Source organism: Bacillus sp. UNC125MFCrub1.1, from assembly GCF_000701305.1.
In the GTDB taxonomy this organism is placed as follows: Bacteria; Bacillota; Bacilli; order Bacillales; family Bacillaceae; genus Bacillus; species Bacillus altitudinis.
Genome location: NZ_JNIG01000009.1, coordinates 639,860 through 666,436, shown reverse-complemented (window position 1 = coordinate 666,436; position 26,577 = coordinate 639,860). Strand labels below are relative to the sequence as shown.

The following is a 26,577-nucleotide window of genomic DNA, read 5'->3' as shown; positions in this document are numbered from 1 at the left end:
CTAACAATAGATGTTTGTTTATTATTGGATGAGAGGAAGATGAACAATGAGCGAACTTTGGTATACAGAGAAGCAAACGAAGAATTTTGGCATTACATTGAAGGTGAACAAAACCCTTCACACAGAACAAACAGATTTTCAGCATTTAGAAATGGTGGAAACAGAAGAGTTTGGTAATATGCTGTTTTTAGACGGTATGGTGATGACATCAGAGAAAGATGAGTTTGTATACCACGAAATGGTGGCACATGTTCCTCTTTTCACTCATCCAAATCCGGAAAATGTTCTTGTCGTAGGCGGAGGAGACGGTGGTGTCATTCGTGAAATCCTGAAGCATCCAAGTGTGAAAAAAGCGACACTTGTTGATATTGATGGCAAGGTCATTGAATACTCGAAGAAGTTCCTTCCTTCAATTGCTGGGAAACTAGACGATCCTCGTGTAGAGGTGAAAGTCGGAGACGGCTTTATGCACATTGCGGAAGCTGACAACGAATATGACGTGATCATGGTTGACTCAACTGAGCCAGTTGGACCAGCTGTAAACCTGTTCTCTAAAGGTTTCTATGCAGGAATCTCAAAAGCACTCAAAGAAGACGGTATTTTCGTTGCACAAACGGACAACCCTTGGTTCACACCTGAGTTAATTACAAATGTACAGCGTGATGTAAAAGAAATTTTCCCGATTACCAAGCTATATACAGCGAATATCCCAACATATCCAAGCGGTCTTTGGACATTTACCATTGGTTCTAAGAAGTATGATCCACTAGCTGTAGAAGACAGCCGCTTCTTTGATATTGATACGAAATATTACACAAAAGAATTGCACAAAGCGGCATTCGTTCTGCCGAAATTTGTGAGCGATTTAATCAAATAAATCAAGCGAAATGGAAATGCGCAAATGTCAGTTTGCGCATTTTTTGAAGCGTAAAAGGAGGAATCTTGTATGAGATTCGACGAGGCTTACTCAGGAAAAGTGTTTATTGGAAGTCATCCGACATGGGAAGATGCGAAAGTCATTTTATACGGGATGCCGATGGATTGGACCGTCAGTTACCGTCCAGGTTCTCGTTTTGGCCCGAACCGTATTCGTGAAGTATCCATTGGATTAGAGGAATACAGTCCTTATTTAGATCGTGAACTGCACGAGGTGCCATTCTTTGATGCTGGCGACATCCCGCTTCCATTTGGCAATGCACAGAAAAGCTTAGATTTAATTGAAGAGTATGTTGACAGCATTTTAGAAAAAGGGAAGTTTCCATTAGGAATGGGCGGAGAGCATCTTGTGTCTTGGCCGGTTTTCCGTTCGATGTATAAGAAATACCCTGATTTGGCCATCATCCATATGGACGCACATACCGATCTTCGTGAGGAATATGAGGGTGAGCCGCTTTCACATTCGACACCGATTCGTAAAGTTGCAGGACTTATTGGACCTGAAAATGTATACTCTTTCGGCATCCGTTCAGGGATGAAAGAAGAATTTGAATGGGCAAAAGAAGCAGGTATGCACATTTCTAAATTTGAAGTGCTGGAGCCATTGAAACAAGTATTACCAAAGCTGAAAGGCCGCCCAGTTTATGTGACAATTGACATCGATGTACTCGACCCGGCACATGCGCCTGGTACTGGAACGGTGGATGCTGGTGGTATTACGTCAAAAGAACTGCTGGCATCTATTCATGCCATTGCTGGTTCTGATGTGCATGTCGTCGGTGCAGACCTTGTAGAGGTAGCGCCTGTATATGATCATTCCGATCAAACGGCGAATACAGCAAGCAAACTTTTACGAGAAATGCTGCTTGGATTTGTGAAATAACATTGATAGAGGAGCTTGTCATCTCACATGGACAAGCTCTTTTTTTACATTGGTGACATGATAAAGGAGGCAGGTCGTGTTTTCTTCTGTATTGATGGTATTACTCGCTTTATGTGTGTTAGCGGCAGGCTTTCTTACGCTGAAAAGAGAGCTTGCAGCGAGTCCGCCCACGTTCACCTCGAAAAAAGAGGCAAAGGATGAGATGGTTCATCTGTTTCAGGATCGAGGCTTTTTCTATCTCACTGGCATCGCGCTGTTTATGCTATTTGTTTATAAGCAAGGGCATCTTCTCCCATTTGATTTCTTTCAGGCATTTTTGGCAAGTTCAGGTATCCAAGCACTGTTTTATCTCATCAATCGAAAAAGCGCAGGGCTCAAGACTGGACTCGTGATAGGCGTGAGCTTCATTTTTCTTTTTTTCTAAAGAGACAGGTGAAGATCAAAAATGGGGTTTCATCCACACGAAGATGAGAAATGATGGGATGATAGGCAATCGGGATTATGGTATACTATTTTAGTTAAACGGGTCTTAGCAAAGGAAGTGCAAAATGACACAAAACCAAATTTCAATTCATGTAAAGTCAGTGATGAAACCAGAGACGGAACCGGCTGAAACGATCGAATTCCGAACAACTGGAACGTATCAAGAGAAGAATGACAAAACGTATCTCACTTACCATGAAGAACATGAAATGGGTCAAGTAAAAACTGTTGTCAAAATAAGTGAAAAAGAAATTTTTGTCATGAGATCAGGTGCAATTCAAATGAAGCAGCGCTTTCTCATTGGAGAAACGACCGTGACACATTACACGATGCCATTTGGCACACTTCAGCTCGATGTGCACACACATGGCATTGATCTTGATGTAGACAATGGGCTTCTGCACATTACGTACGATATGCTGACAGGTGAAGATCAAAAGCATTTACATACATTATCGATTTCATATAAGGAGGATTTACGTTCATGAATATCGCAGAACAGGTCAAAGATGCGTTAAAAGAAGAAATCATTGCGGCAGTCGTCAAAGCAGGACTTGCTGATGAAAGCCAGGTGCCGGATGTTCTTTTGGAAGTGCCAAAAGACAAAACTCACGGTGATTATTCCACCAATATGGCGATGCAGCTTGCTCGCATTGCGAAAAAAGCACCTCGTCAAATCGCCGAGGACATTGTGAAAGCTTTTGATAAAGGCAAAGCGTCAATCGAAAAACTGGATATTGCAGGTCCAGGATTCATCAACTTTTATATGAACAATCAATATTTAACAAAGCTTATTCCAGCTGTTCTTGAGGCAAAAGAGGCTTATGGCGAAACGAATACAGGCGGCGGTCAAAAAGTGCAAGTCGAATTCGTCTCAGCCAATCCAACAGGTGACCTTCACCTTGGACATGCCCGCGGCGCAGCTGTAGGAGATTCTCTTTGCAACATCCTTGATAAAGCAGGCTTCGATGTGAGCCGTGAATACTATATCAACGATGCAGGCAATCAGATCAATAACCTTGCTCTATCTGTAGAAGTACGTTACTTTGAGGCGCTCGGTCTTGAAAAAGAAATGCCAGAGGACGGGTACAGAGGAGAAGACATCAAAGGCATCGGGCAGAAACTGGCTGATGAATTTGGTGACCGTTTCGTGCATGAATCAGAAGAAGAGCGTATGAAATTCTTCCGTGAGTACGGTTTAAAATATGAACTAGAAAAACTACGTGTCGACCTAGAGAATTTCCGTGTCCCATTTGATGTGTGGTATTCTGAAACGTCTTTATATGAAAACGGAAAAATCGAACCAGCGCTAGAAACACTTCGCGCTAAAGGCTATGTCTTTGAAGAAGATGGCGCAACATGGTTACGTTCAACTGATTTTGGTGATGACAAGGACCGTGTCCTGATTAAAAAAGACGGCAGCTTCACGTACTTGCTTCCAGATATCGCATATCACAAGGACAAATTGGACAGAGGTTTTGACCAGCTCATCAACATTTGGGGAGCGGATCATCACGGGTACATTCCTCGAATGAAAGCGGCGATCCAAGCACTCGGATATCCAGAGGACAAACTGGAAGTCGAAATCATTCAGCTCGTTCACCTTTACAAAAACGGTGAAAAGATGAAGATGAGTAAACGTACAGGTAAAGCCGTCACAATGCGTGACTTGATTGAAGAAGTGGGCTTAGATGCCACTCGTTATTTCTTTGCGATGAGAAGTGCGGCGACACATATGGACTTTGACTTAGACTTAGCGATTTCTACGTCTAACGAAAACCCTGTGTACTACGCGCAATATGCACATGCGAGAATTTGCAGCATGCTCCGTCAAGGGGAAGAAAAAGGCTACGAGCCAAACCTTGAAAAAGCAGATTTCTCTCACATTCAGTCCGATAAAGAATACGATCTTCTGAAAATCATCGGCAGCTTCCCAGAGGTTGTAGCAGAAGCAGCAGAAAAACGTATTCCGCACCGCGTCACAAACTATATCTATGATCTAGCATCAGCCCTTCACAGTTTCTACAATGCCGAGAAGGTCATTGATGTTGAAAATGAAACAAAAACAACAGCACGCCTATCACTAATGAAGGCGACACAAATTACACTAGCCAACGCATTAAAACTCATTGGCGTATCTGCACCGGAAAAAATGTAATGCACAAAGCCCCGCTCTATTTTATGAGCGGGGCTTCTTTATATAAAAAAACCCGCTATTCTCGAGAGATAGCGGGTTTTGAACATTAACCAAGCGTATTAATAATGTTAGAAATAGAATCGAATAATTGGCTAAGTACATCAGAGAACATGAGCGTATCCTCCTTTCAGAAAGCATGTAGTATGTGCGTGTCATAGGAATTACCCAAGTGTGTTAATGATGTTAGAAATAGAATCGAATAATTGGCTAAGTACATCAGAGAACATAGTTTGTATCCTCCCTTCAGAAAGCATGTAGTATGTGTGCGTTAATGGGATTATCCAAGTGTATTGATAATGTTAGAGATAGAATCAAATAATTGGCTAAGTACATCAGAGAACATGTTTTTGCCTCCTCTCTTTTCTTTTTACATCTACTTAACGAAGAGGATGAAGGGTTGGATCACTTTTTCTAAAAAAAATTTTAAAAAAGAATCGTTGGCATAGAAAAAGCACCCACATATGAGGGGGCTTTTTAGGTTTTATTTATGCATGAACACGCCATTGGATTTTTCCGTCCTGGCAGGATAGCTCGGCACTCCCGCCAATCGGCAAGGTGAAGACTGGCTGTGTATGTCCGATATCGACATCGTAAATCACTGGAATGTGTTGAAGCATTGGGTGCTTATCTAGAATGAACCTCAAATGTTCCTCTGTCATCTTGGATTTCTTTTGAAAACGTCCGATGATTAACCCTTTAATGGATTCGGCATGCTGCAAAAGCGAGGCAAGGTCTCTGGCGAATGTTTCAGGAAAGACCAAGTCATCATCCTCCACAAATAAGATGGCATCCTTGATGCGAGGCATAAAGGGTGTCCCTTGCAATAAGTTCAGTGTACAAAGGTTTCCGCCATATAAGGTGCCTTCAGCTGTTCCTTCTTGATAAATCCCCCATGTTGTCGGATGAAACTGCCTATTTGCTTGATCAAGATACCACGCATCATCACTCCACTTTGTAGAAGGGGTGACATCAAATGGCTCGCTACTCATCACGCACGCTTGAAACATGGCTGTCTGCTCCTCTTGTCCTTGTTCCATTTGGAAACTGGAGAAATGAGGACCTGAGTACGTCACCATGTCACATTTGGCGGTAATGGCGTTTGCAAGTGCGGTAATATCACTGTAGCCGCAAAGAACTTTTGGGTGCTGACGGATCAAATCATAATCTATATAAGGCAAAAGCTCATTGCAGTTAAAGCCACCGATTGCTGTCAAAATGCCGTCGACTTCATCATTTGAGAATGCCTCATGTAGATCAGATAAACGGTATTCAATAGAAGAAGAGGAATGCAGATCACATTCAAACACGTGTTGTCCAAAAGAAACAGTGAACCCTAATGCCTCTAAACGTTTTTTCGCCTGAGCCATTCCTTCTTCTGATAAAATGCTGGCACTTCGGCTTGGAGCAATTACCCGAATGTGGCTTCCCTTTTTTAAAGCAGATGGTGTACACATAAGTCATTCGTCCTTTCCTTCACATATTTTCCATTATATCGGATCAAAACGCTCCAGTCTGTAAAAGCTAAAAGAAAGCAGCAAACCGTGCGTTTCAGACAAGCTGTGCAAAGGGTATGGAAAAGAAAAAGACAGAATGAGGGCGGAGAATGTGAAAAAGAGGAGACTGGAATTTCTATTTTTATATTTCATGATATTTGGGGCATATGTGGTGTTTTGGTGGCCGGTTCCAGCGTGGGGTTTTCAGCTTTACGCAGCTAGTTATATCGCCATCATTTTATTTAGTATTATCTCGCTTATGCTAGAGAACCGGACATCACAGCACACGCTGTTATGGATGTATGTACTGATCTTTTTCCCGATCATCGGCTATATGTTTTATTTGTTCTCGGGGCAGCTTTATGTCAAAGGACATTTGTTTAAATCAAAGAGAATGTATAACCGAGAAAAATTACGCAGAATATCAGAGCTTGAGAGTAAGCCGGATGAGACGCGTTTAACCGATAATCAGCGTGCTTTTTTTCATTACACAGAAAAAGCAACAGGGATGCATGTAAATACAAATAGTGATATGGAGATTTTAAAGAATGGAGAGGAAACCTTTCCACGTATTTTTGAAGAATTAAAAAAGGCAAAAACGTTCATCCATATAGAATATTACATGTTCAAATCTGATTTTCTCGGTCACCGGATGATGGAGATCTTGATTGAAAAAGTGAAAGAAGGAGTAGAGGTTCGATTCATCTATGATGCGGCTGGCAGCATTCGCTTCTCACGAAAAGATATTAAACGATTGAAGCAGGCGGGGATAAAGGTCGCTCCTTTTCTGCCATTAAAATACGGATTCTTTAATCAAAAATTCAATTTCCGAAATCACCGAAAAATCGTGATTATTGATGGAGAAACAGGATTTGTTGGTGGGCTCAATGTGGGGAAGGAATATGTAGGACGCGATGAAAACATCGGCTTTTGGCGTGATACGCATACGATGTTAAAGGGTGAAGCCGTTCAGACACTTCACTCCATATTTATGCTGGACTGGGAGTATGTATCAGATGAAGTGTTAATTGATGATCCCAAGTATCACACCCCGCATCCTGTGACAGGAGAAGATGTCATACAGGTCGTGCCGACTGGACCTGATATGAAGGAAAGTATGAGTGATTTATATGACGCACTCATTTCGAATGCACAGCAATTTGTCTGGATTGCGACGCCTTATTTTGTCCCAAATGAATCCATTCGCACAGCGTTAAAAATTGCGGCCACAAGAGGGGTGGATGTGCGTGTGATGGTGCCTGAGATAAACGATGGCTTTCTCACGCAATACGCCACACGATCTTATTTTTCTGAGCTTTTGAAAGAAGGCATCAAGGTGTATCACTATCAAAAAGGATTCATGCATCAAAAGGTCATGATTGCAGACGGAGAGCTTGCCTCTGTCGGAACGGCCAATGTTGATATGAGAAGCTTCCAACTCAATTTTGAGGTCAATGTCTTTACAGCGGCAAAGAAACCGATCGAGCAATTGATGGCTCATTATGAGGAAGATATGAAGGAATGTGAGCAAATGGGGCCGGTTCATTTTTATAAAAGGGGCTTAAAGGAACGTTTAAAGGAATCGTTTGCTCGGTTGTTTTCAGGTGTATTGTGAGGGAATCCAGGGGAAGAAATCATTTCCTGATCTAGTATTTCTATAATGATTCCTCTATAATTGAAAATGATTATCAATTATAGAGGAAGTGAGGTTCTTTTACATATGCTAAAACGCTTTTTTGCCTATTACAGGCCCTATCGTGGTCTGTTCTTTTTAGATTTCTTTTGCGCTGTGGCCGTCGGACTCATGGAACTAGGTTTCCCGCTGATCGTGAACTACTTCATTGATACATTACTGCCGACAGGGAACTGGACGGTCATTGCCTGGACCGCACTTGCGCTGTTTGTCATTTACGCACTCAGCTCAGTGATGCAATTTATTGTGTCGTACTGGGGGCACATGCTTGGCATCAATATTGAAACAGATATGAGGAAGAAGCTGTTTGATCATTTTCAGCGTCTCTCATTTAAGTTCTTTGATAACAACAAAACGGGTAAGCTTATGTCTCGAATGACCAATGACCTCATGTACATTGGTGAGGTGGCGCATCACGGACCTGAGGATTTGTTTATTGCGATTATGACCATTCTTGGCGCTTTTGCCGTTATGCTCATGATTAACTGGCAGCTTGCCATTTTAACGTTCTTGATTATGCCAGTCATCATCTGGTTAGCCCTTCATTTTAATAAAAAAATGACACAGGCAATTACACAACTCAACAATGACATTGGAGATTTTCATGCAAGGGTTGAGAACAATATTGGCGGTATTCGTCTTGTTCAAGCCTTTGCAAATGAACATTTTGAGAAAAAGCGCTTTGCTGAAAATAACAACCGCTTTCGAAAAGCGAAACTTCTTTCCTATAAAATTATGTCGGTTAACGGATCAATCAGCTATATTCTCACAAGGCTTGTGACGCTGTTTGTCCTTCTGGCAGGTACATGGTTTGTTCTTCAAGGTCAATTAACGGCAGGCGGATTTATCGCCTTTGTCTTGATCACAAATGTGTTATTCAGACCAATTGATAAGATCAACACGGTGATTGAAATGTATCCAAAAGGCATTGCCGGTTTTAAAAGCTATGTCGATTTGCTTGAAACAGAGCCAGATGTGAAGGATACAGAAGGTGCACGTGATATTTACGGCTTGAAAGGTGAAATTGAGTATCGAAACGTGACATTTGGCTACGATGAGCACAGTCATGTATTGAAGGAAATCAACTTGAATATCAAACAAGGGGAAACGGTTGCGTTTGTCGGGCCATCAGGAGCGGGGAAATCGACTATTTGTAGTCTGCTGCCTCGTTTTTATGATGTGGACGAAGGAGACATCACCATTGATGGTGTGAGCACAAAATCGATGACCTTGTCCGCTTTAAGACAGCAGATTGGCATTGTGCAGCAGGATGTCTTTTTATTCTCAGGCACCATTCGTGAGAATATTGCGTACGGCAACCTAGAAGCGAGTGATGCAGACATTTGGGAGGCGGTGCGACGTGCCCATTTAGAGGAGCTCGTTCAGCGGTTCCCAGAAGGGTTGAATACGGTCATTGGTGAACGCGGCGTTAAGCTATCCGGCGGTCAAAAGCAACGCCTGTCAATTGCACGGATGTTTTTGAAAAACCCGTCTATTCTTATTTTGGATGAAGCGACGTCAGCACTTGATACAGAAACAGAAAAAGCAATCCAAGACGCACTAAGCGAACTGGCAGTCGGCCGGACGACACTCGTCATTGCTCACCGCCTTGCGACAATTAAACATGCAGACCGAATCATCGTCGTGACAGAGGAAGGCATTGAAGAACAAGGCCGCCATCAAGACTTAATCCAAATGGGCGGTGTCTATAGCAGACTGCATGAAGCGCAGTTTGGTCATTGAAGTGAAGTGATTGAATGAGTCCAGTTATTAAGCTGGGCTCTTTTTGATAGAATAAAATCTTCTTTTCCATTTAAATGGAATGTTGATATACTATAAGGCAATTGGATTCAAAAGGAGAGGATGGCTTGAGTGAAACGGCAAAAACAGTCATGATCAAAAGCATTCACTATGTGACGCTCGCCATCAGTTTTGCTGTCATATTGTTTGGGCTGTGTTTAAGCTCTTATATTAAATCTGAGCCCTTTTGAAAAAGGGCTTTTTTTGCTAGGATAGTAAAAACTCGTGTAGGAAGGATCTGATGGAATGAAGGGGCTTCGGCGTTTACAGAAGGGCGATAAAATAGGTATTTATTCTCCCTCAAGTCCAGCATCTGCCACCTCGCCTCTTAGGTATGAGCGGGCGAAGGAATGGCTTGAACAAAAAGGATTCATTGTGGTACCAGGATCATTAAAAGGGAAAGAGGATCACTATCGTTCGGGAACAATTCAAGAACGAGCAGCTGAGCTGAATGAGCTGATGGCGAGAGAAGATTTGTCCTGTATCATGTCGATGATTGGGGGGACGAACTCGAATAGTTTGCTTCCTTATCTCGACTTTGAGCTGCTGATGAAGCATCCGAAAATCATGATTGGTTATTCAGATGCGACGGCAATTCTTTTAGCGGCTTATGAAAAAACGGGTCTTCCTGTTTTTTACGGGCCTGCACTTGTGCCGTCTTTTGGAGAGTTTGAACCATTTGTCAATCATACATATCAATCTTTCGAGGACATTCTCATTCATCCGCAGCCCATCCCGTATCAGGTGAAAAAACCGCCCTTCTGGACGGACGAACGGATCAACTGGGAAGAGAAAATACGAGAAAAAGAAAAACGTCCAAACGAGTGGATGTGCGTCATTGAAGGGCAGGCAGAAGGCAGACTGATCGGCGGGAACCTAAATGCCATGTATGGCATATGGGGAAGTGAATTCATGCCTCAAATCCAAAAAGGCGATATCCTTCTCATTGAAGATTGTATGAAAACAGCCTCCATCGTCGAAAAGAACTTCTCTCTGTTAAAGATAAATGGTGTGTTTGAACGGGTATCTGGTATCCTCTTAGGGAAACATGAGCTGTTTGATGATGAAGGAACGGGCAAAAGGCCGCACGATCTCTTACTTGAAGTACTGGGAGATACAAAGAGGCCGCTCATCGCAGAATTTGACAGTGCCCATACGCATCCGATGCTCACGATGCCAATCGGTACACAAGTAAAAATGAATGCAACGTCACGCGAGGTTTGGCTGACAGAAGCGTGGATATAGAAAAAAGAGCAGCTCTAATACTGCTCTTCTTTACGAAGCATGTTCTTTTTCAAATGGCTGTAGAAGGTCTTGTGCCTCTTTTCCTTCTACCACGATTAAATAGTCTGATTCTAAATGAGTAAGCCTAAAGGTTTCTAGCTCTACGATGTTCTTAATGTTGCACATTGTTTTTTTAGAATATACATATAAACGATGCTGAGCGTGCTGGCACTTTTCGTATAGAGAAATAAGCTTATGTAAATTCAATGCTTTCGCAGCAATTCGGATTGAATAGATTTGTGACATCTTCATATCCTCCTGTTAAATACTTTCTCACAATAGCTTTGTTACCCCCGTTGTGATAGAGGTAAACCTTTCTCTACGATTTCCACTCAATGGTGCCTCCGCCCGTCCGCCGATTGCCTCTGATCGCTGACAGCTCCTCAACAAGACGGAGCAAAGCCTGATCCTTTTTCTTTGCCTCAATCATAAAATCCACATCACGACCATACGGCTTTAAAGCTTGAAAAAGTGGCAATACAAAGGACATCTCCACACCATCCGCATGGCTCCGTATCGCCTTGTCTGATTTTGGTGAGGATAAGTGGACTTTAGGCGGTATGCCAGTGTTTGCCCACGTGTCAAACACTCTTGGCAAAATGTCATCAAGTGCCGCATCATCATCTTTGTTTGCCATGTGATGGTGGTAATCAAATACAAACGGGATGCCATGCTTTTCACAAACATCAAGCGTTTCTAATGACGTATAGGTTTTGTCATCATTTTCAAGCGTCATTCTCGCCTTGATATGTGCAGGAAGCTGCTTTATATTTTCATCAAAACGCTGTAAAGCAGATGCCTTGTCGCCATATGCACCTCCGACATGAATGTTCATATAGCCTTCCTTTTCAAGCTTCATGGCCTCAAGCATTTCATAATGATAGGTCATATCAATGACGGCGTTTTCTGTAATAGATGGCTTTGGACTTGTGAACAAAGTAAATTGATTGGGGTGAAAGCTCACTCGTAATCCGTGCCGCTTTACGAGTTGACCAATCTCTAGAAATTCTTTGTGAAAGGGTGTCACAAAGTCCCACCGCACCTCAGGATGGGTGGCGAGCGGGACAATCGAGCTTGAAAAACGGTAAAGCGGAATATCATGGGCAATCGCAAAATAAAGCGTTCTTAATGTATTGACGAGGTTGGCTTTCGTCGTTCGCAATAGAGCCTCTGTCCTCTCTTTCTTTGAGAGTTTACTGTATCTTGCAAAGGTCAGCGACTTGGCAGGTGAAGCTTCCCATAAAGTGACGGCGTTGGATACATAACCAAATCGATAACGCATAGGTCAACTCCTTTATAAAAAATACGAGAACAGGGCGCCTATCCACTCAATTGGACGCGTGAGAAGTGGGCGCTGTTTGTATTTTTCTTCAGTCATCAGTTCTGACACTTCCATGTGTTCACGAATCTTTTCCTCTACATGTGAGGTGAAGGCGGGATCATCAATGGCCACATCCACTTCTTCGTTGAAAAACAAACTTCGTTTATCAAAGTTCGCCGTACTGATCATACAACGGCTATGATCGATGAGAATGGCTTTCGCATGATAAAACCCTTTATAAAAACGATACACAAGACATCCAGCAGCGATCAGATCTTTCAAATAATGAAATCCAGCTTCTTTCACAAGCGGGTGATCCGCCTTCATTGGGATGATGATGTCGACAGTCACGCCTCGCTTCCGTGCGTCAAGAAGGGCGCTTAGAAGAGGAGCTGATGGAATAAAATAGGGCGTGCAGATGGTGATTTGCTTTTTCGCCTGTTGAATATCGTGAAGAAATAAGGCTTCTAAAGAAAAACCTGCCGTCGCACGTGTAGTGCACTGTAATGTTCCCGGTTCCAGTGCAGGAAAAACCTCGTATTGCAGCTGGTGAATACCAGATGACCGGTACAAATCATTCAGAAACACATGCTGTAGGTCTGCGACAACCTGTCCTGTCATTCGCAGGTGATAGTCTTTCCAAATGCCAAACCTGCCGTTTTTCCCTACATATTCATCTCCAATATTAAACCCGCCAATGTAGCCGATCTTCCCATCGATCACTGTGATCTTTCGGTGATTTCTCATGTTTAAACGATAAATGAAAAAAGGAAAGCGTGGTTTATTTAAAAAGTAAAATTGAATGCCACTTTTTTCTAGCATCTGAATGGATGTTTGATCAAATGGATAGGAGCCTAACCGATCAGTGAGCAAAAAAACCGAAACACCTTGCTCTGCTTTCGCTTTAAGTGCTTGCAGAATCCTTTGCCCGATCTTGTCGTTCTTTACAATAAAGAACATCATATGAATAGAAGAAGAGGCTTGCTGTATATCCGTAAGCAGCTGATCAAACAGTGGTTCGCCATCATGATAAAAAACTGCATCGCCGCTTGTTTGGTCAAAAGACCGTTCAAAAGCATGGGTAGAAAAATATTTTCTCCCTATATAAAGATCTAGCCTGACGAGTAGAACAATGACGAAGACGACGAGTAGAATGATCAATGCGATCATGAAGGTTCCTCCTTTTTTACATATGACGATAGTGTACCCAAATGGGCAAAAAATATTGACTGAATACTCATTCATTATTTATGATAGAGGTACAACATGGAAACGGAACAAAGTGGGTTTTGGGGAATGAAAGGGGGAGCAAGATGAATAGCCTTTTAATTGTTAACTTGATTGCATTTGCGGCAGTGACCGCTTACGCTGTGTATTTGTTTATTTATCTCATTCGAACACGAGCGGCGTATATTCGTCTTGGCAAAAAAGAAGAATTTCAAAAAGACATGAAAAAACGCTTAGAACGTGTTTGGGTGAATGTGTTTGGGCAAAAGAAACTGCTCAAGGACAAGAAGAGCGGCATCATTCATGTGCTGTTTTTCTATGGATTTATTTTAGTGCAGTTCGGAGCCCTTGATTTTATTATGAAGGGACTTGTTCCAGACAGCGGGCTACCATTAGGTCCGCTTTACGGTGTCTTTACGTTCTTCCAAGAGGTAGTCACACTTCTCATTTTAGTGGCGGTGGTTTGGGCGTTCCATAGAAGATATGTCGAGAAGTTAGTACGTTTAAAAAGGGGCTTTAAGTCAGGGCTTGTCCTTTTGTTTATTGGCGGATTGATGCTGACCGTATTACTGGGAAACGGAATGAACATCATTTGGCATGGGCACTCACTATCAGCAACTGAGCCAATTGCTTCCGGCATTGCTTTCTTGCTGGGCTGGCTGTCACCACTTGCGGCAACAATTGTTTTCTATGTCGCATGGTGGGTGCATCTTCTTATTTTACTGACGTTCTTAGTGTACGTCCCGCAGTCTAAGCACGCCCATCTCATCGCTGGCCCGGTCAACGTATTTGTCAGCAGATTGGACCCGCCAGGCAAACTGCAAAAAATTGATTTTGAAGATGAGACACAAGAAACGTTCGGCGTTGGGAAAATTGAAGATTTCCGTCAATCTCAGCTGATCGATCTTTACGCTTGTGTGGAATGCGGACGCTGTACCAATATGTGTCCAGCGACTGGGACGGGGAAAATGCTGTCTCCAATGGATTTGATTTTACGATTAAGAGATCATTTAACAAATAAAGGGGCTGCCATTACATCAAAAACACCGTGGGTTCCGCAGCTTGCTTTCAAGCAGACGACAGGAAATCAGCTGGCATTACAGGCAAGAGGAGCCGGAGCGGAAGAATCTGCGGCGAGCGCAATGTATCATCCTTCTCTCATTGGTGAGGTCATTACAGAAGAAGAAATCTGGGCATGCACGACATGCCGAAACTGTGAAGATCAGTGTCCTGTCATGAACGAACACGTCGACAAAATCATTGATATGCGCAGATACTTAGTGCTGACTGAAGGAAAAATGGACGCAGATGCACAGCGTGCGATGACAAGCATCGAGCGCCAAGGGAACCCATGGGGATTGAACCGAAAAGAAAGAGAAAACTGGCGTGAACTAAGAGAAGATGTGCATGTTCCGACAGTGAAAGAGCTGAAAAAAGCAGATCAGACCTTTGACTATTTATTCTGGGTTGGATCGATGGGTGCATATGACAATAGAAGCCAAAAGATTGCTCTTGCCTTTGCAAAACTGCTCAATGAAGCAGGGGTTTCTTTTGCCATCCTAGGCAATAAAGAGAAAAACTCAGGCGATACACCGAGAAGACTTGGGAATGAATTTTTGTTCCAAGAGCTTGCTGCAAAGAACATCGAAGAATTCCAAAAAAATGACGTAACCAAAATTGTCACGATCGATCCGCATGCTTACAATTTATTTAAAAATGAATACCCAGACTTCGGGCTCGAGGCAGAGGTGTACCATCATACAGAATTACTGGCAGAGCTAGTAAAAGAGGGAAAATTAACGCCTATTCATGAAGTGAACGAGGTCATTACTTTCCACGATTCTTGCTACCTAGGCAGATATAACGAGGTCTATGATCCGCCAAGAGATATTTTAAAATCTATTCCGGGTGTGACACTGAAAGAAATGGAACGGAATCGTGAATCCGGGATGTGCTGCGGTGCCGGCGGCGGTTTAATGTGGATGGAAGAAGAGACAGGTACTCGGATTAACACAGCGAGAACGGAGCAGGCCTTACAGGTACAGCCGTCCATCATCAGCTCAGGGTGCCCATATTGTTTAACCATGCTTGGGGATGGGACGAAAGCGAAGGAAGTAGAAGAGCAGGTCGGCACATTTGATGTCGCAGAACTTCTTGAAAAATCAGTGTTTGGCGAAACGAGAACGCAGGCTTCATAAAGGTGTCAGGCCGATGAATCGACTGTTCATCGGCCGATAGATACCGATGTTTTAAGAGCTGTGCAGCATTTATGTAAGCGGTAACAAATAGGAGGGGAAAGAAATGAGCACGACGGTCATTGTATCTGGAGCGAGAACACCATTTGGAAAACTAGGTGGAACTTTAAGTCGTTTGACTGCTGCAGAATTAGGGGGGATGACGATAAAAGCTGCGCTGGAAAGAGCCTCAAATGTTCATGAAGTGGATGAAGTCATCATGGGCAGTGTCCTTCAAGGAGGACAAGGTCAAAATCCTTCAAGGCAGGCAGCTAGACATGCAGATCTTCCTTGGTCGGTTCCGACACAAACCATCAACAAAGTCTGTGCTTCAGGAATGCGCAGTGTCACGACAGCCGATCAAATCATTCGAGCGGGAGATGCCAAGGTGATCGTGGCAGGCGGCATGGAATCCATGTCTCATGCTCCTTATCTTCTGAAAAAAGCACGATGGGGTTACAAAATGGGAGATGGTGCTGTACAAGATGCCATGATTTTAGATGGATTAACATGTTCGTTTACAGGTGTTCATATGGGTGAGTATGGAAGCATGGCGGCGAAAGAGCTTGGCGTCACACGAGAAGAACAAGACCTTTGGGCGTTAAGAAGTCATGAACGAGCCATTGAGGCGCAAAAAAGCGGCTTTTTTAAAAATGAGATCATCCCCGTTACCGTCAAGAATAAAAAAGGAGATCAGCTGATTTCAGAAGATGAAGCCCCGCGGCGTGATACGTCATATGAACGTTTGTCAAAACTGATGCCCGTTTTCAATCAGGCAGGTACGATCACCGCTGGCAATGCACCTGGTGTCAATGATGGTGCAAGTGCGCTTCTATTAATGAAAGACACATATGCCATGCAGCAAGGTGAAAAACCTATGGCAGTTGTGCTTGGGCATGCCCAAGTAGCAGTAGAGGCAAAGGATTTTCCGAAAACACCAGCCTATGCCATCGAAAAAGTGTTAAAGAAAACAGGGAAGCGAGTAGAGGATATCGATTTGTTTGAAATCAATGAGGCTTTTTCAGCGGTTGCATTGGCATGCGAAAAAATGCTTGGACTGGATCGGCGGAAAATGAATGTGAACGGAGGGGCAGTCGCGATTGGTCACCCGATTGGAGCAAGCGGAACACGTATTATATTGACCTTGATCCATGCACTCAGACAAAGAGGAGGCGGGATCGGCATTGCGGCGATTTGCAGCGGCGGGGGTCAAGGTGATGCGATCATGATCAAGGTGGATTAAAAGGGAGGCGTTCATTGTCATGAGTATAGAAGAGACCGTCATGGTCGTTGGGGCTGGGCAAATGGGCTCAGGTATTGCCCAAGTATTTGCACAGTCAGGTTATACAGTCCTGCTCCATGATACAGAAGAGGAGCAGATTCATCGAGCCATTTCCTCAATGACCAAACAACTGACGAAACGAGCAGAAAAAGGAAAGCTGGCACATCAGGCAGTCCGTGATATTACACAGCGGCTGGCTGTTTCAACAGATTTAAAGGATGTACAGCAGGCGCATTTAGTGATTGAAGCCGCATCTGAACAAATGAAGATCAAAAAACAAATCTTTGAAACCCTCGATCAATTTGCACCTGATGACACGATATTTGCGACAAATACGTCTTCCTTGTCGATCACAGAATTAGCAGCCGTGACGAACAGGCCAGAGAAAGTGATTGGCATGCATTTTATGAATCCAGTTCCCGTGATGAAACTTGTTGAAGTGATCCGTGCGCTGCAAACGGATGATGCCACGTACCAAGTTGTTTTTGACACCGCAAAGACATTAGACAAAACGCCAATTGAAGTGGAAGACTTCCCCGGTTTTGTGTCAAATCGCATTTTAATGCCGATGATCAATGAAGCCATTTACACCCTTTATGAAGGCGTAGCAGATGTAGAAAGTATTGACGGCATCATGACGCTTGGAATGAACCATCCAATGGGCCCGCTTCGTCTCGCCGACCTCATCGGGCTCGATACTTGTTTATTTATTATGAATACCCTTCACGAGGGTCTTGGAGATAGCAAATATCGACCTTGTCCTCTTTTGAAAAAATATGTGAACGCAGGCTGGCTGGGCAAAAAGACAAAGAGAGGTTTTTACACTTACCACGACCACTCATAGGGGGAGTCAAGATGGATGTGTTGCTGACAGAAAAACAACGTCTTTGGAGAAAACAAGTAGCAGAATTTGCACGCCAGCATGTCTTCCCAGAAGTAGAAGCGATGGAACAGGGCGTGTTCCCGAAAACGCTTTTAGCTGAAATGGGTCGGCAAGGCTTTTTAGGCATTCCGATCCCAGATAAGTATCACGGATTAGGGGCAGATTTTACAACCTATATCATGGCGATTCATGAATTATCCAAAGTAAGTGCAACCATCGGTGTCATTGTATCCGTTCATACATCCGTTGTGACGATGCCGATTTTGGCGTTTGGAACAACTGAACAAAAAGAATCCTACGTTCCCAAGCTTGCGTCCGGGCAGAAGCTGGGCGCCTTTTGTCTAACTGAACCGAAGGCAGGATCAGATGCCTCTAGTATTCAGTTGAAAGCAGAGCGGGCAGACGATCACTATGTGTTAAATGGAACGAAAATTTTTATCACAAGCGGCGGTGAAGCGGAAGTGTATCTTGTATTTGCTGTGACAGACCCTGCTTCTACTAAGAAAAATATATCAGCGTTTATTGTGGAGAAAGGGACACCAGGATTTACGATCGGAAAAGATGAGAAGAAGATGGGCCTTCATGGATCAAAAACAGTCACACTTCATTTTGACGGTGTTCGAATTCCAAAAAAACAGCTGCTCGGTGCAGAAGGAGAAGGCTTTCGGATTGCCATGTCTAGCTTAAATGCGGGGAGAATTGGCATTGCGGCTCAAAGCCTTGGCATTGCAGAAGCCGCATTAGATGAGGCGGTGACGTATTTAAAGCAGCACCCAGCTGGCCTTGAAACGACCATTCGGTTGGGCGATCTGGGCACCAAGCTGGAAGCGGCAAAACTTCTTGTCTATCAAGCCGCCTCTTATAAAGAGGCCAATCGCCCTGTCACGAAGGAAGCGTCGATGGCGAAGTTATTTGCATCTAAAACAGCGGTTGATATTAGTACAGAAGTCATCCATTTGCTTGGTCTAGCCGGTTACACGAAGCAATACCGAGCAGAGCGGTACTTTCGTGATGCGAAAATTTGTGAGATTTATGAAGGAACAAGTGAAATACAAAGGCTGGTTATTTGTAAACAGCTAATATGAAGTGAGGTGGCTCATGATGCAGTTCCAATTAAGTGACGAACACGAAATGATACAAAAAATGGTGAGAGATTTTGCGAAAAATGAAGTGGAGCCAACAGCAGCAGAGCGAGATGAAACAGAATCGTATGATCCGGCTATTTTTCGTCAAATGGCAGAGCTTGGTTTAACGGGAATCCCTTGGCCAGAAGAAAATGGAGGGATTGGTAGTGATTATTTGGCCTATGTCATAGCGGTTGAGGAGCTCTCGCGAGTGTGCGCCTCTACAGGTGTCACCCTGTCTGCTCACACATCACTCGCTTCATGGCCGATCTATACATTCGGAACAGATGAGCAAAAGGAGACGTATTTAAAGCCGCTTGCAGCGGGTCAGAAGATCGGCGCATACGCACTGACCGAGAGCGGCTCGGGCTCAGATGCCGGCGGAATGAAAACAACAGCAGTAAAAGCAGGGAATGAATACGTCTTGAACGGTGCAAAGATTTTTATTACCAATGGAGGCATTGCGGATTATTATATTGTGTTTGCTGTTACTGACCAGGATGCTTCATCCCGCAATACAACCGCTTTTATTGTAGAAAAAGAGACGCAAGGCTTCTCAATCGGCAAAAAAGAAAGCAAACTGGGCATACGCTCATCGCCAACGACAGAAATCATCTTTGAAGACTGTCGTATACCCGAAAGGAACCGGCTTGGTCAAGAAGGCGAAGGTTTTAAGATAGCGATGATGACACTTGACGGCGGCAGAAACGGTATTGCCGCACAAGCTGTTGGTATTGCTCAAGGTGCTCTGGATGCAGCAGTCAATTATGCAAAGGAGCGCAAACAATTCGGTAAACCAATCATTCAGCAGCAAGGCATTGCTTTTAAGTTAGCGGATATGGCAACGGCAATTGAGGCCTCAAGACTGCTCACCTATCAGGCAGCATGGCTTGAAACAAAAGGGCTTCCGTATGGGAAAGAATCAGCTATGTCCAAGCTCTTTGCTGGTGATACAGCCATGAAGGTGGCGACAGAAGCCGTACAAATCTTCGGCGGATACGGCTATACAAAGGATTACCCAGTCGAACGCTACATGCGTGATGCGAAAATCACTCAAATCTATGAAGGTACACAAGAAATCCAGCGGCTGGTCATCTCACGGAAACTGCTAGATATGTAGAAACGAAGTAAAGACCACCTGATATGAGGTGGTCTGTTTTTGTATCAAATGTGAAATCTCTCCAATATGATCTCATATCACCTGATTACTAAAGTAAAATTAGGAAAAACAAAATGGAGGTTATCATGATGAACACAACATTGATTGGCATTTTAGCAATCGTCACAATGATCATATGGATTATGGTCTCCACAGAGCTTTCAAATTCTCCAAAAAAGAAGGAAGAAAAAGAAAACAGCCGCAGAAAACTCATTGTACTCATGTCTGCGGGCACTTTATTCACCGTACCTTTGGTTTTTTCACTCATTCAGAATATCCAGCTGTAACATATCCCTTCGACTAAACCGCTGCTGTCTGTTTTAATTTCATCCATTTGAAGAAAACAAAACGGACGAGTGGTCCCATAATCAACATCTGCAAAGGGAACGCCAACATGACATTATGGCCGAAAATCGTTAAGTAATCAGATAGAATCGATTGTGTTTGAAATCCTGTGCCGATGCTTTGAACAACATATCCGCATAAAGACATGAGACACACCATCCCAAACACGATAAAGATAGAAAGAGTAAGAATAAAATAGATTTTCTTGCCTTTTGGGGCAAAACGGTTGGCTGCTTTTTTTGCTGAAGGCCCAACAATACACATCTCAATCAACAACGTGATGGCAAAACCGATCACATAGGTGAGTACACCTTCTAACCATGTCATATGTCCAAGCCGTCCATTTAAAAATAGGTTATAAAAGAACATCACTGAAAACATACAAAAACACATCAAGACACCAAATTGTATATCTTCTTTTTTTGTCATTGGCAATTTGATCAACCTCTCAAAATTAGTCTATTTATTATAGATTTCTGTTTCAATTCGTCGTAAGTGAACATTTTGTGAAGGAATAAATCCCCTTTTTTAAGAAGAGTAAATGGCTTTGTATTCATCAAAAGAGAAGACAAAAAAGCATGCAAAATGTGTGCTTCACACATGAATTATGCCAATTCGGCGCACATGATTGAGCGCTAGAGTCTCCTCTTGTGAAAAAATCAAAAATTAACATCAATAAAGGTGGCATAAACTCCCCTAATTTGTTTATAATGAGAGGTATGGTTTGTCGTAAGAATAAGGTATAAATACTTATTATTTCACTGATAAATGGATACATACATGTAATAGAAAGGGAGTGTCTGACCTTGAGTTTGAAAGAATACTCACAGGAACAGCTCAAACAAATGTCTTTAGTTGAACTTGCTTATGAAATTTTCAGAGACAGCAAAACACCGATTACGTTTTCCGAGTTAATAGATGAAATGGTCCGTTTGCAAGGGATACAAAAATCAGATCTTGATGATCGACTTGCTCAATTTTATACAGACTTAAATATAGATGGCCGCTTTATTTCGTTAGGTGATCAGAGATGGGGACTTCGCAGCTGGTATCCAGTTGATCAAATCGAAGAAGAAGTTCAGCCAGCTGTGAAAACAAAAGCGAAAAAGAAAAAAACAAAAGCTGCTGTCGTTGAAGAAGACTTCGATGATATTGAAGAGGAAGAAGAAATCGACGAGCTTGAAGAAGATCTTGATCTTGTTGAAGACGACGAGGACCTTGACCTAGATGATGAAGAAATCGATGAAGAGATAGAAGACTTCGACGAAGATGATGATGAAGATGATGACGGCTTAACGGAAATTGATGAAGACGATTTAGACGATGATGAGGAAGACAAATAACCCTCACAAACCGGTCCTGAAAACAGGACAAAACCGTCTTGACTTTCCAGAGCGAACTATGTAGTATGTATTTTGGGCTCTCTAAAAAAGAGTACGTAAAGATACGTTCATTTACGCTCCCTTTCATTTATTTGAAAGGGAGCTTTCTTATTTTTCAAGAGATTTAGGGATACACTCTAAAAGGATGAAGCTGTGCATGTCTAGTCATGCAAGGGTAAAAAAGAGAGGAGCATACGAAATGACAAAGTATATTTTTGTAACAGGAGGAGTTGTTTCCTCACTTGGAAAAGGGATCACGGCTGCATCGTTAGGCCGCCTTCTGAAAAATAGAGGGATGGATGTCACCATTCAAAAATTTGATCCATATATCAACGTAGACCCAGGGACAATGAGTCCATACCAGCACGGTGAGGTATTTGTTACAGACGACGGTGCTGAAACAGACCTTGACTTAGGTCACTACGAGCGTTTCATTGACATTAACTTAAATAAGTACAGCAACGTTACAACAGGTAAAATCTACTCTACTGTTTTGAAGAAAGAGCGTCGCGGCGACTACTTAGGTGGAACAGTACAGGTTATTCCCCACATTACAAATGAAATCAAAGACCGTGTGTACCGTGCCGGAAAAGAAACGGGTGCAGATGTGGTCATTACAGAAATCGGTGGAACAGTAGGAGACATCGAATCCCTTCCATTCCTTGAAGCGATTCGTCAAATGAAGAGTGACATCGGCCGTGAAAACGTGATGTACATTCATTGTACCCTTGTTCCTTACATCCGTGCAGCAGGCGAACTGAAAACAAAACCAACACAGCATAGTGTAAAAGAACTTCGCAGTCTTGGTATTCAGCCAAACGTCATTGTGGTCAGAACTGAAATGCCATTGGCACAAGACATGAAGGACAAAATTGCGCTATTCTGTGATATTGATACGAAAGCAGTCATCGAATGTCAGGATGCAGATACCCTTTATTCGATTCCGCTTGATTTACAAAAACAAGGATTAGACAAGCTTGTATGTGAGCACATGAAGCTTGACTGTCAAGATGCGGACATGACGGAGTGGACGGCGCTTGTTGATAAAGTGCAAAACCTTTCAAAACAAGTTACGATTGGTCTAGTAGGGAAATATGTTGAGCTGCAAGATGCATACATTTCTGTCGTTGAATCACTTCGTCATGCGGGCTATGCATTTGATGCGGATGTTCAAATCAAATGGATCAACGCAGAAGAAGTCACAGCAGAAAATATGGCTGATTTCGCTCAAGATGTAGACGGCATTATTGTTCCTGGAGGCTTCGGAGACCGCGGAGTAGAAGGGAAAATCATTGCAACACAATATGCGCGCGAAAACAAAGTGCCATTCTTCGGAATCTGCTTAGGTATGCAAGTCGCATCTATCGAATATGCGAGAAACGTACTAGGTTTAGAGGGAGCACATTCCGCTGAAATTGATCCAGAAACAGCATTCCCAATCATCGACCTTCTTCCAGAACAGAAGGATGTTGATGACTTAGGTGGAACACTTCGCCTCGGCCTATACCCTTGTAAATTAAACGAAGACTCAAAAGCATTTGCTGCATACAATGACGAAGTCGTGTACGAACGCCACCGTCATCGCTATGAGTTTAATAACGAATTCAGACAGCAAATGGAAGCAGCAGGTTTTGTCTTCTCTGGTACAAGCCCAGACGGACGCCTTGTTGAAATCATTGAACTGAAGGATCACCCATGGTTCCTTGCTTCTCAGTTCCACCCAGAATTCATTTCAAGACCAACAAGACCACAGCCGTTATTTAGAGATTTCGTTGGTGCTTCACTACAGGCATCTGAATCAAAATAAAACAAAAAACTGCCGAGAATATCATCTTCTCGGCAGTTTTTTTTATTCATATTCCTCAACGATTTCTTTCACAGTAAACGATAGAGCATGGTAGACATATAAGCAGGTCATCAGTGCAGGATAGCCGAACCTTGTTCCATCTTCAGCAGGCACAAGTGGTTTTTTGAGCTGAAAATCAATGTGGACATCACAATGCTCTTCAATAAATGATGTCTCCTTTTGTGCAGGGCCGACACCGACAATAGGTGTACCTTGTTCGTGCAGCTCTTTGACAAGGGATTGAATCTCTTGATCTTCTGGATCTGAATAAAATAAAAGCACCCTGTCACTTGGATGAAGTATGCTGCGCTCCTTTTGATCCAGCGGCAGAACCTTCGCACCCGGAAACGGCTCCTTGCTCTCAGATGCCTCTAAGGCTACAGCCGCCAGTTCATTCTTGCCATGAAAATACACGGCATGTCCACTGACAACGGCCTGAGCAAGAAGGCGTGCACCGTCTTCGATCGCTTCGGCCTGCTTATCTCCAATACGTGAAAAAATACCTGATAATTGGGTAGTGAAAATTTTTAACAAGACTCATTTCCTCCTTCTGTCAGATCATTTTATAATAGAATATAAAGAGAATATTAGGAAAAATGCTCAGAAAATGTCGTAAAGTAAACTATTATAATTAAAGGAAATGTGAAAATCAAACAGAATTATTTAACAACAGCTCTTTTTATGGCGAAAAATGAAAGCAATGGGGTGTAACAGATGAATGAGAAAATTTTAATTGTCGATGATCAGTACGGTATTAGAATATTGCTGAATGAAGTGTTTCATAAAGAAGGCTATCAAACCTTTCAAGCCGCTAACGGACTACAGGCATTAGATATTGTGAAAAACCATAGACCAAACCTCGTCCTGCTTGATATGAAGATTCCCGGAATGGATGGCATTGAGATTTTAAAACGCATGAAATTAATTGATGAAGACATTCGAGTGATCATTATGACAGCTTATGGCGAACTAGATATGATTCAAGAGTCTAAAGAGCTCGGTGCATTAACGCATTTTGCTAAACCATTTGATATTGATGAAATCCGTGATGCAGTAAAAGAATACTTGCCGCTCGAAACAAATGGCTAGATGGAAATGATTGAATCAAGTCATTCTGTTGCCGATTTGTCGAATAATTGGTATTCTAGATAAGAAGAAGAAAGCGATCTGACTTTGAAAGTTTACATATGGCGAGAAATTCTGGTCATGCTAGGGTGGAGAGCTTTTTTTAGTAAGCAAATTAGCTACATAGGGAGGATTTTTCATCATGCCTTTAGTTTCAATGACAGAAATGTTGAAAGACGCAAAGGAAAAAGGTTACGCTGTTGGACAGTTTAACTTAAATAACTTAGAATTCACGCAAGCGATTTTACAAGCTGCTGAAGAAGAGAAATCTCCAGTTATCTTAGGAGTATCTGAAGGAGCAGGACGCTACATGGGCGGCTTCAAAACAGTTGTCGCAATGGTAAAAGCGTTAATCGAAGAATATAATGTAACAGTTCCTGTTGCGATTCATTTAGATCACGGTTCAAGCTTTGAATCTTGTGCAAAAGCGATTCATGCAGGATTTACTTCTGTGATGATTGATGCTTCTCACCATCCATTTGATGAGAACGTAGCGACAACTGCAAAAGTGGTTGAGCTTGCACATTTCCACGGTGTATCTGTAGAAGCTGAGCTTGGAACTGTTGGTGGACAAGAAGACGACGTCATCGCTGAGGGCGTTATTTATGCTGATCCAAAAGAGTGCCAAGAGCTTGTAGAACGTACTGGTATTGACTGCCTTGCGCCTGCACTAGGTTCAGTTCATGGTCCATACAAAGGTGAACCAAACCTTGGTTTCGCCGAAATGGAAGAAATCGGTAAAACAACTGGACTTCCACTTGTTCTTCACGGCGGAACAGGTATCCCAACTGCTGACATCAAGCGTGCGATTTCACTTGGTACAGCAAAAATCAATGTAAACACTGAAAACCAAATTGCTTCTGCGAAAGCAGTTCGCGAAACACTTGCTGCAAAAACAGAAGAGTATGATCCACGTAAATATCTTGGACCAGCTCGTGACGCAATTAAAGCGACTGTTATCGGCAAAATGCGTGAATTTGGTTCTTCTAACCAAGCATAATTTGATGAGAACCGAAAGCCGCCTGAGTCACAGGCGGTTTTCTCCATATCATGAGAAAGCGCAATCAAATTTACATTTCAGACAATTTATTGATAGGAGAGTGGCACAGTTATGTTATTTTTCGTAGACACAGCGAATATCGCAGACATCAAAGAGGCACACGAGCTTGGCATTTTAGCAGGCGTGACAACAAACCCTAGTTTAGTAGCGAAAGAAAAGGACGTATCGTTCCACGACCGCCTTCGTGAAATCACTGACGTGGTATCAGGTTCAGTTAGTGCGGAAGTCATTTCTCTCAAAGCAGAAGAAATGATTGAAGAAGGAAAAGAGCTGGCTGCTATTGCACCAAATATCACAGTGAAAATCCCAATGACAACAGACGGTCTTAAAGCAGTCAAAGCGTTAACAGACCTTGGGATTAAAACAAACGTCACGTTGATTTTTAGTGCAAACCAGGCACTTCTTGCAGCTAGAGCTGGTGCGACGTATGTCTCTCCATTCCTCGGCCGCTTAGATGACATTGGCCAAAATGGTCTTGATCTCATTAGTGAAGTGAAAACCATTTTTGATGTTCATGGATTAGATACACAAATCATTGCTGCATCCATTCGTCACCCGCAACATGTGACAGAAGCTGCGCTTAGAGGTGCTCATATCGGCACAATGCCGCTGAAAGTCATCAAGCAGCTGACAAAACACCCATTAACGGATGCAGGCATTGAGCAATTTTTAGCAGACTGGAATAAATAAGTGATTGTGGCAGACGGATACGCATCCGTTTGCCGCAGTTTTCCTTAAATACGCTAAGAAATGTTTTGTGCAAAGAAGAGAACATCACAGCCTCGCAAAGCTTCGATTATTTTTCTTCCGACAAATTTCG

The 26,577-nt window shown here is 42.9% G+C and carries 26 protein-coding genes; 20 read left to right on the top strand and 6 right to left on the bottom strand.

Translation table 11 applies throughout. The features are described 5' to 3' along the window. Window positions 1–46 precede the first annotated feature (46 nt). The 5 genes from speE (at window position 47) to argS (ending at window position 4,460) form a co-directional block, all read left to right on the top strand. The gene (gene speE / locus N521_RS03610) at window positions 47–877 is read left to right on the top strand and encodes a spermidine synthase (RefSeq protein ID WP_017360074.1); all 831 of its coding nucleotides are present in this window, start codon (window positions 47–49) and stop codon (window positions 875–877) included. Window positions 878–946: 69 nt separating this feature from the next. Continuing rightward, window positions 947–1,819: an agmatinase gene (gene speB, locus N521_RS03605; RefSeq protein ID WP_007497709.1), complete on the top strand. Its 873-nt coding sequence runs from the start codon at window positions 947–949 to the stop codon at window positions 1,817–1,819. Window positions 1,820–1,895: 76 nt separating this feature from the next. Next, a complete protein-coding gene (locus tag N521_RS03600; RefSeq protein ID WP_035389831.1) occupies window positions 1,896–2,243 on the top strand; it encodes a hypothetical protein in 348 nt (115 codons plus the stop codon). A gap of 124 nt (window positions 2,244–2,367) precedes the next feature. Continuing rightward, window positions 2,368–2,790 carry a YwiB family protein gene (locus N521_RS03595; protein WP_007497707.1) on the top strand — a complete coding sequence of 141 codons (423 nt, stop codon included), beginning with the start codon at window positions 2,368–2,370 and terminating at the stop codon, window positions 2,788–2,790. Then, the gene (gene argS / locus N521_RS03590) at window positions 2,787–4,460 is read left to right on the top strand and encodes an arginine--tRNA ligase (RefSeq protein WP_017368232.1); all 1,674 of its coding nucleotides are present in this window, start codon (window positions 2,787–2,789) and stop codon (window positions 4,458–4,460) included. The genes N521_RS03595 and argS overlap by 4 nt, the downstream gene beginning before the upstream one ends. 524 nt (window positions 4,461–4,984) lie before the next feature. Here argS and N521_RS03585 read toward each other — a convergent pair. Then, complete coding sequence (locus N521_RS03585; RefSeq protein WP_035389829.1) at window positions 4,985–5,953, bottom strand: S66 family peptidase; 969 nt, start codon at window positions 5,951–5,953, stop codon at window positions 4,985–4,987. Between the two features lie 151 nt (window positions 5,954–6,104). Here N521_RS03585 and cls (N521_RS03580) point away from each other — a divergent pair, with 151 nt between their 5' ends. From cls (N521_RS03580) to N521_RS03570, 4 genes are all read left to right on the top strand, one after another. Beyond that, window positions 6,105–7,607, top strand: coding sequence for a cardiolipin synthase (gene cls, locus N521_RS03580; protein ID WP_025208143.1), 1,503 nt, complete (start codon window positions 6,105–6,107; stop codon window positions 7,605–7,607). A 105-nt stretch (window positions 7,608–7,712) separates the two neighbouring features. Next, entirely contained in the window at window positions 7,713–9,428 is a 1,716-nt protein-coding gene (locus tag N521_RS03575; RefSeq protein WP_035389827.1) for an ABC transporter ATP-binding protein, read from the top strand. Window positions 9,429–9,553: 125 nt separating this feature from the next. Beyond that, window positions 9,554–9,676: a hypothetical protein gene (locus N521_RS19870; protein WP_269320975.1), complete on the top strand. Its 123-nt coding sequence runs from the start codon at window positions 9,554–9,556 to the stop codon at window positions 9,674–9,676. A gap of 55 nt (window positions 9,677–9,731) precedes the next feature. Next, window positions 9,732–10,730: a S66 family peptidase gene (locus N521_RS03570; RefSeq protein WP_035389825.1), complete on the top strand. Its 999-nt coding sequence runs from the start codon at window positions 9,732–9,734 to the stop codon at window positions 10,728–10,730. A gap of 30 nt (window positions 10,731–10,760) precedes the next feature. Here N521_RS03570 and N521_RS03565 read toward each other — a convergent pair whose 3' ends face one another. From N521_RS03565 to cls (N521_RS03555), 3 genes are all read right to left on the bottom strand, one after another. Then, window positions 10,761–11,015, bottom strand: a complete 255-nt coding sequence (locus tag N521_RS03565) for a hypothetical protein (RefSeq protein ID WP_017360064.1) — start codon at window positions 11,013–11,015, stop codon at window positions 10,761–10,763. Between the two features lie 73 nt (window positions 11,016–11,088). Next, window positions 11,089–12,051, bottom strand: coding sequence for a UV DNA damage repair endonuclease UvsE (uvsE, locus tag N521_RS03560; RefSeq protein WP_035389823.1), 963 nt, complete (start codon window positions 12,049–12,051; stop codon window positions 11,089–11,091). A 12-nt stretch (window positions 12,052–12,063) separates the two neighbouring features. Beyond that, the gene (gene cls, locus N521_RS03555; protein ID WP_035389821.1) at window positions 12,064–13,260 is read right to left on the bottom strand and encodes a cardiolipin synthase; all 1,197 of its coding nucleotides are present in this window, start codon (window positions 13,258–13,260) and stop codon (window positions 12,064–12,066) included. Window positions 13,261–13,403: 143 nt separating this feature from the next. On the opposite strand from cls (N521_RS03555), the gene N521_RS03550 reads away from it, so the two are divergent. From N521_RS03550 to N521_RS03525, 6 genes are all read left to right on the top strand, one after another. Beyond that, complete coding sequence (locus N521_RS03550; protein WP_017360061.1) at window positions 13,404–15,515, top strand: (Fe-S)-binding protein; 2,112 nt, start codon at window positions 13,404–13,406, stop codon at window positions 15,513–15,515. Window positions 15,516–15,618: 103 nt separating this feature from the next. After that, the gene (locus tag N521_RS03545; protein ID WP_035389819.1) at window positions 15,619–16,794 is read left to right on the top strand and encodes an acetyl-CoA C-acetyltransferase; all 1,176 of its coding nucleotides are present in this window, start codon (window positions 15,619–15,621) and stop codon (window positions 16,792–16,794) included. 19 nt (window positions 16,795–16,813) lie between these two features. Next, window positions 16,814–17,677: a 3-hydroxybutyryl-CoA dehydrogenase gene (locus tag N521_RS03540; protein ID WP_035389816.1), complete on the top strand. Its 864-nt coding sequence runs from the start codon at window positions 16,814–16,816 to the stop codon at window positions 17,675–17,677. 11 nt (window positions 17,678–17,688) lie between these two features. Further along, window positions 17,689–18,801 carry an acyl-CoA dehydrogenase family protein gene (locus N521_RS03535; RefSeq protein ID WP_035389815.1) on the top strand — a complete coding sequence of 371 codons (1,113 nt, stop codon included), beginning with the start codon at window positions 17,689–17,691 and terminating at the stop codon, window positions 18,799–18,801. A gap of 16 nt (window positions 18,802–18,817) precedes the next feature. Further along, complete coding sequence (locus tag N521_RS03530; RefSeq protein WP_035389813.1) at window positions 18,818–19,960, top strand: acyl-CoA dehydrogenase; 1,143 nt, start codon at window positions 18,818–18,820, stop codon at window positions 19,958–19,960. A gap of 128 nt (window positions 19,961–20,088) precedes the next feature. Beyond that, window positions 20,089–20,286 carry a hypothetical protein gene (locus tag N521_RS03525; RefSeq protein ID WP_081832173.1) on the top strand — a complete coding sequence of 66 codons (198 nt, stop codon included), beginning with the start codon at window positions 20,089–20,091 and terminating at the stop codon, window positions 20,284–20,286. Between the two features lie 13 nt (window positions 20,287–20,299). Here N521_RS03525 and N521_RS03520 read toward each other — a convergent pair whose 3' ends face one another. After that, a complete protein-coding gene (locus N521_RS03520; RefSeq protein ID WP_224559426.1) occupies window positions 20,300–20,773 on the bottom strand; it encodes a DUF2798 domain-containing protein in 474 nt (157 codons plus the stop codon). A gap of 377 nt (window positions 20,774–21,150) precedes the next feature. Here N521_RS03520 and rpoE point away from each other — a divergent pair, with 377 nt between their 5' ends. After that, complete coding sequence (rpoE, locus tag N521_RS03515) at window positions 21,151–21,687, top strand: DNA-directed RNA polymerase subunit delta (RefSeq protein ID WP_035389808.1); 537 nt, start codon at window positions 21,151–21,153, stop codon at window positions 21,685–21,687. A 238-nt stretch (window positions 21,688–21,925) separates the two neighbouring features. Then, on the top strand, window positions 21,926–23,533 hold the full coding sequence (gene pyrG / locus N521_RS03510) for a glutamine hydrolyzing CTP synthase (protein ID WP_017360053.1): 1,608 nt from the start codon (window positions 21,926–21,928) through the stop codon (window positions 23,531–23,533). A 42-nt stretch (window positions 23,534–23,575) separates the two neighbouring features. Here pyrG and N521_RS03505 read toward each other — a convergent pair whose 3' ends face one another. Beyond that, on the bottom strand, window positions 23,576–24,106 hold the full coding sequence (locus N521_RS03505) for a DUF2529 domain-containing protein (RefSeq protein WP_035389805.1): 531 nt from the start codon (window positions 24,104–24,106) through the stop codon (window positions 23,576–23,578). A 180-nt stretch (window positions 24,107–24,286) separates the two neighbouring features. Here N521_RS03505 and N521_RS03500 point away from each other — a divergent pair, with 180 nt between their 5' ends. The 3 genes from N521_RS03500 to fsa all read left to right on the top strand — a co-directional run bounded on the left by N521_RS03500 (window position 24,287) and on the right by fsa (window position 26,447). Then, the gene (locus N521_RS03500) at window positions 24,287–24,661 is read left to right on the top strand and encodes a response regulator (RefSeq protein WP_003214681.1); all 375 of its coding nucleotides are present in this window, start codon (window positions 24,287–24,289) and stop codon (window positions 24,659–24,661) included. A 178-nt stretch (window positions 24,662–24,839) separates the two neighbouring features. Then, window positions 24,840–25,697: a class II fructose-bisphosphate aldolase gene (locus N521_RS03495; protein WP_007497678.1), complete on the top strand. Its 858-nt coding sequence runs from the start codon at window positions 24,840–24,842 to the stop codon at window positions 25,695–25,697. A gap of 111 nt (window positions 25,698–25,808) precedes the next feature. Beyond that, window positions 25,809–26,447, top strand: coding sequence for a fructose-6-phosphate aldolase (gene fsa, locus N521_RS03490; protein WP_003215343.1), 639 nt, complete (start codon window positions 25,809–25,811; stop codon window positions 26,445–26,447). Window positions 26,448–26,577 lie beyond the last annotated feature (130 nt).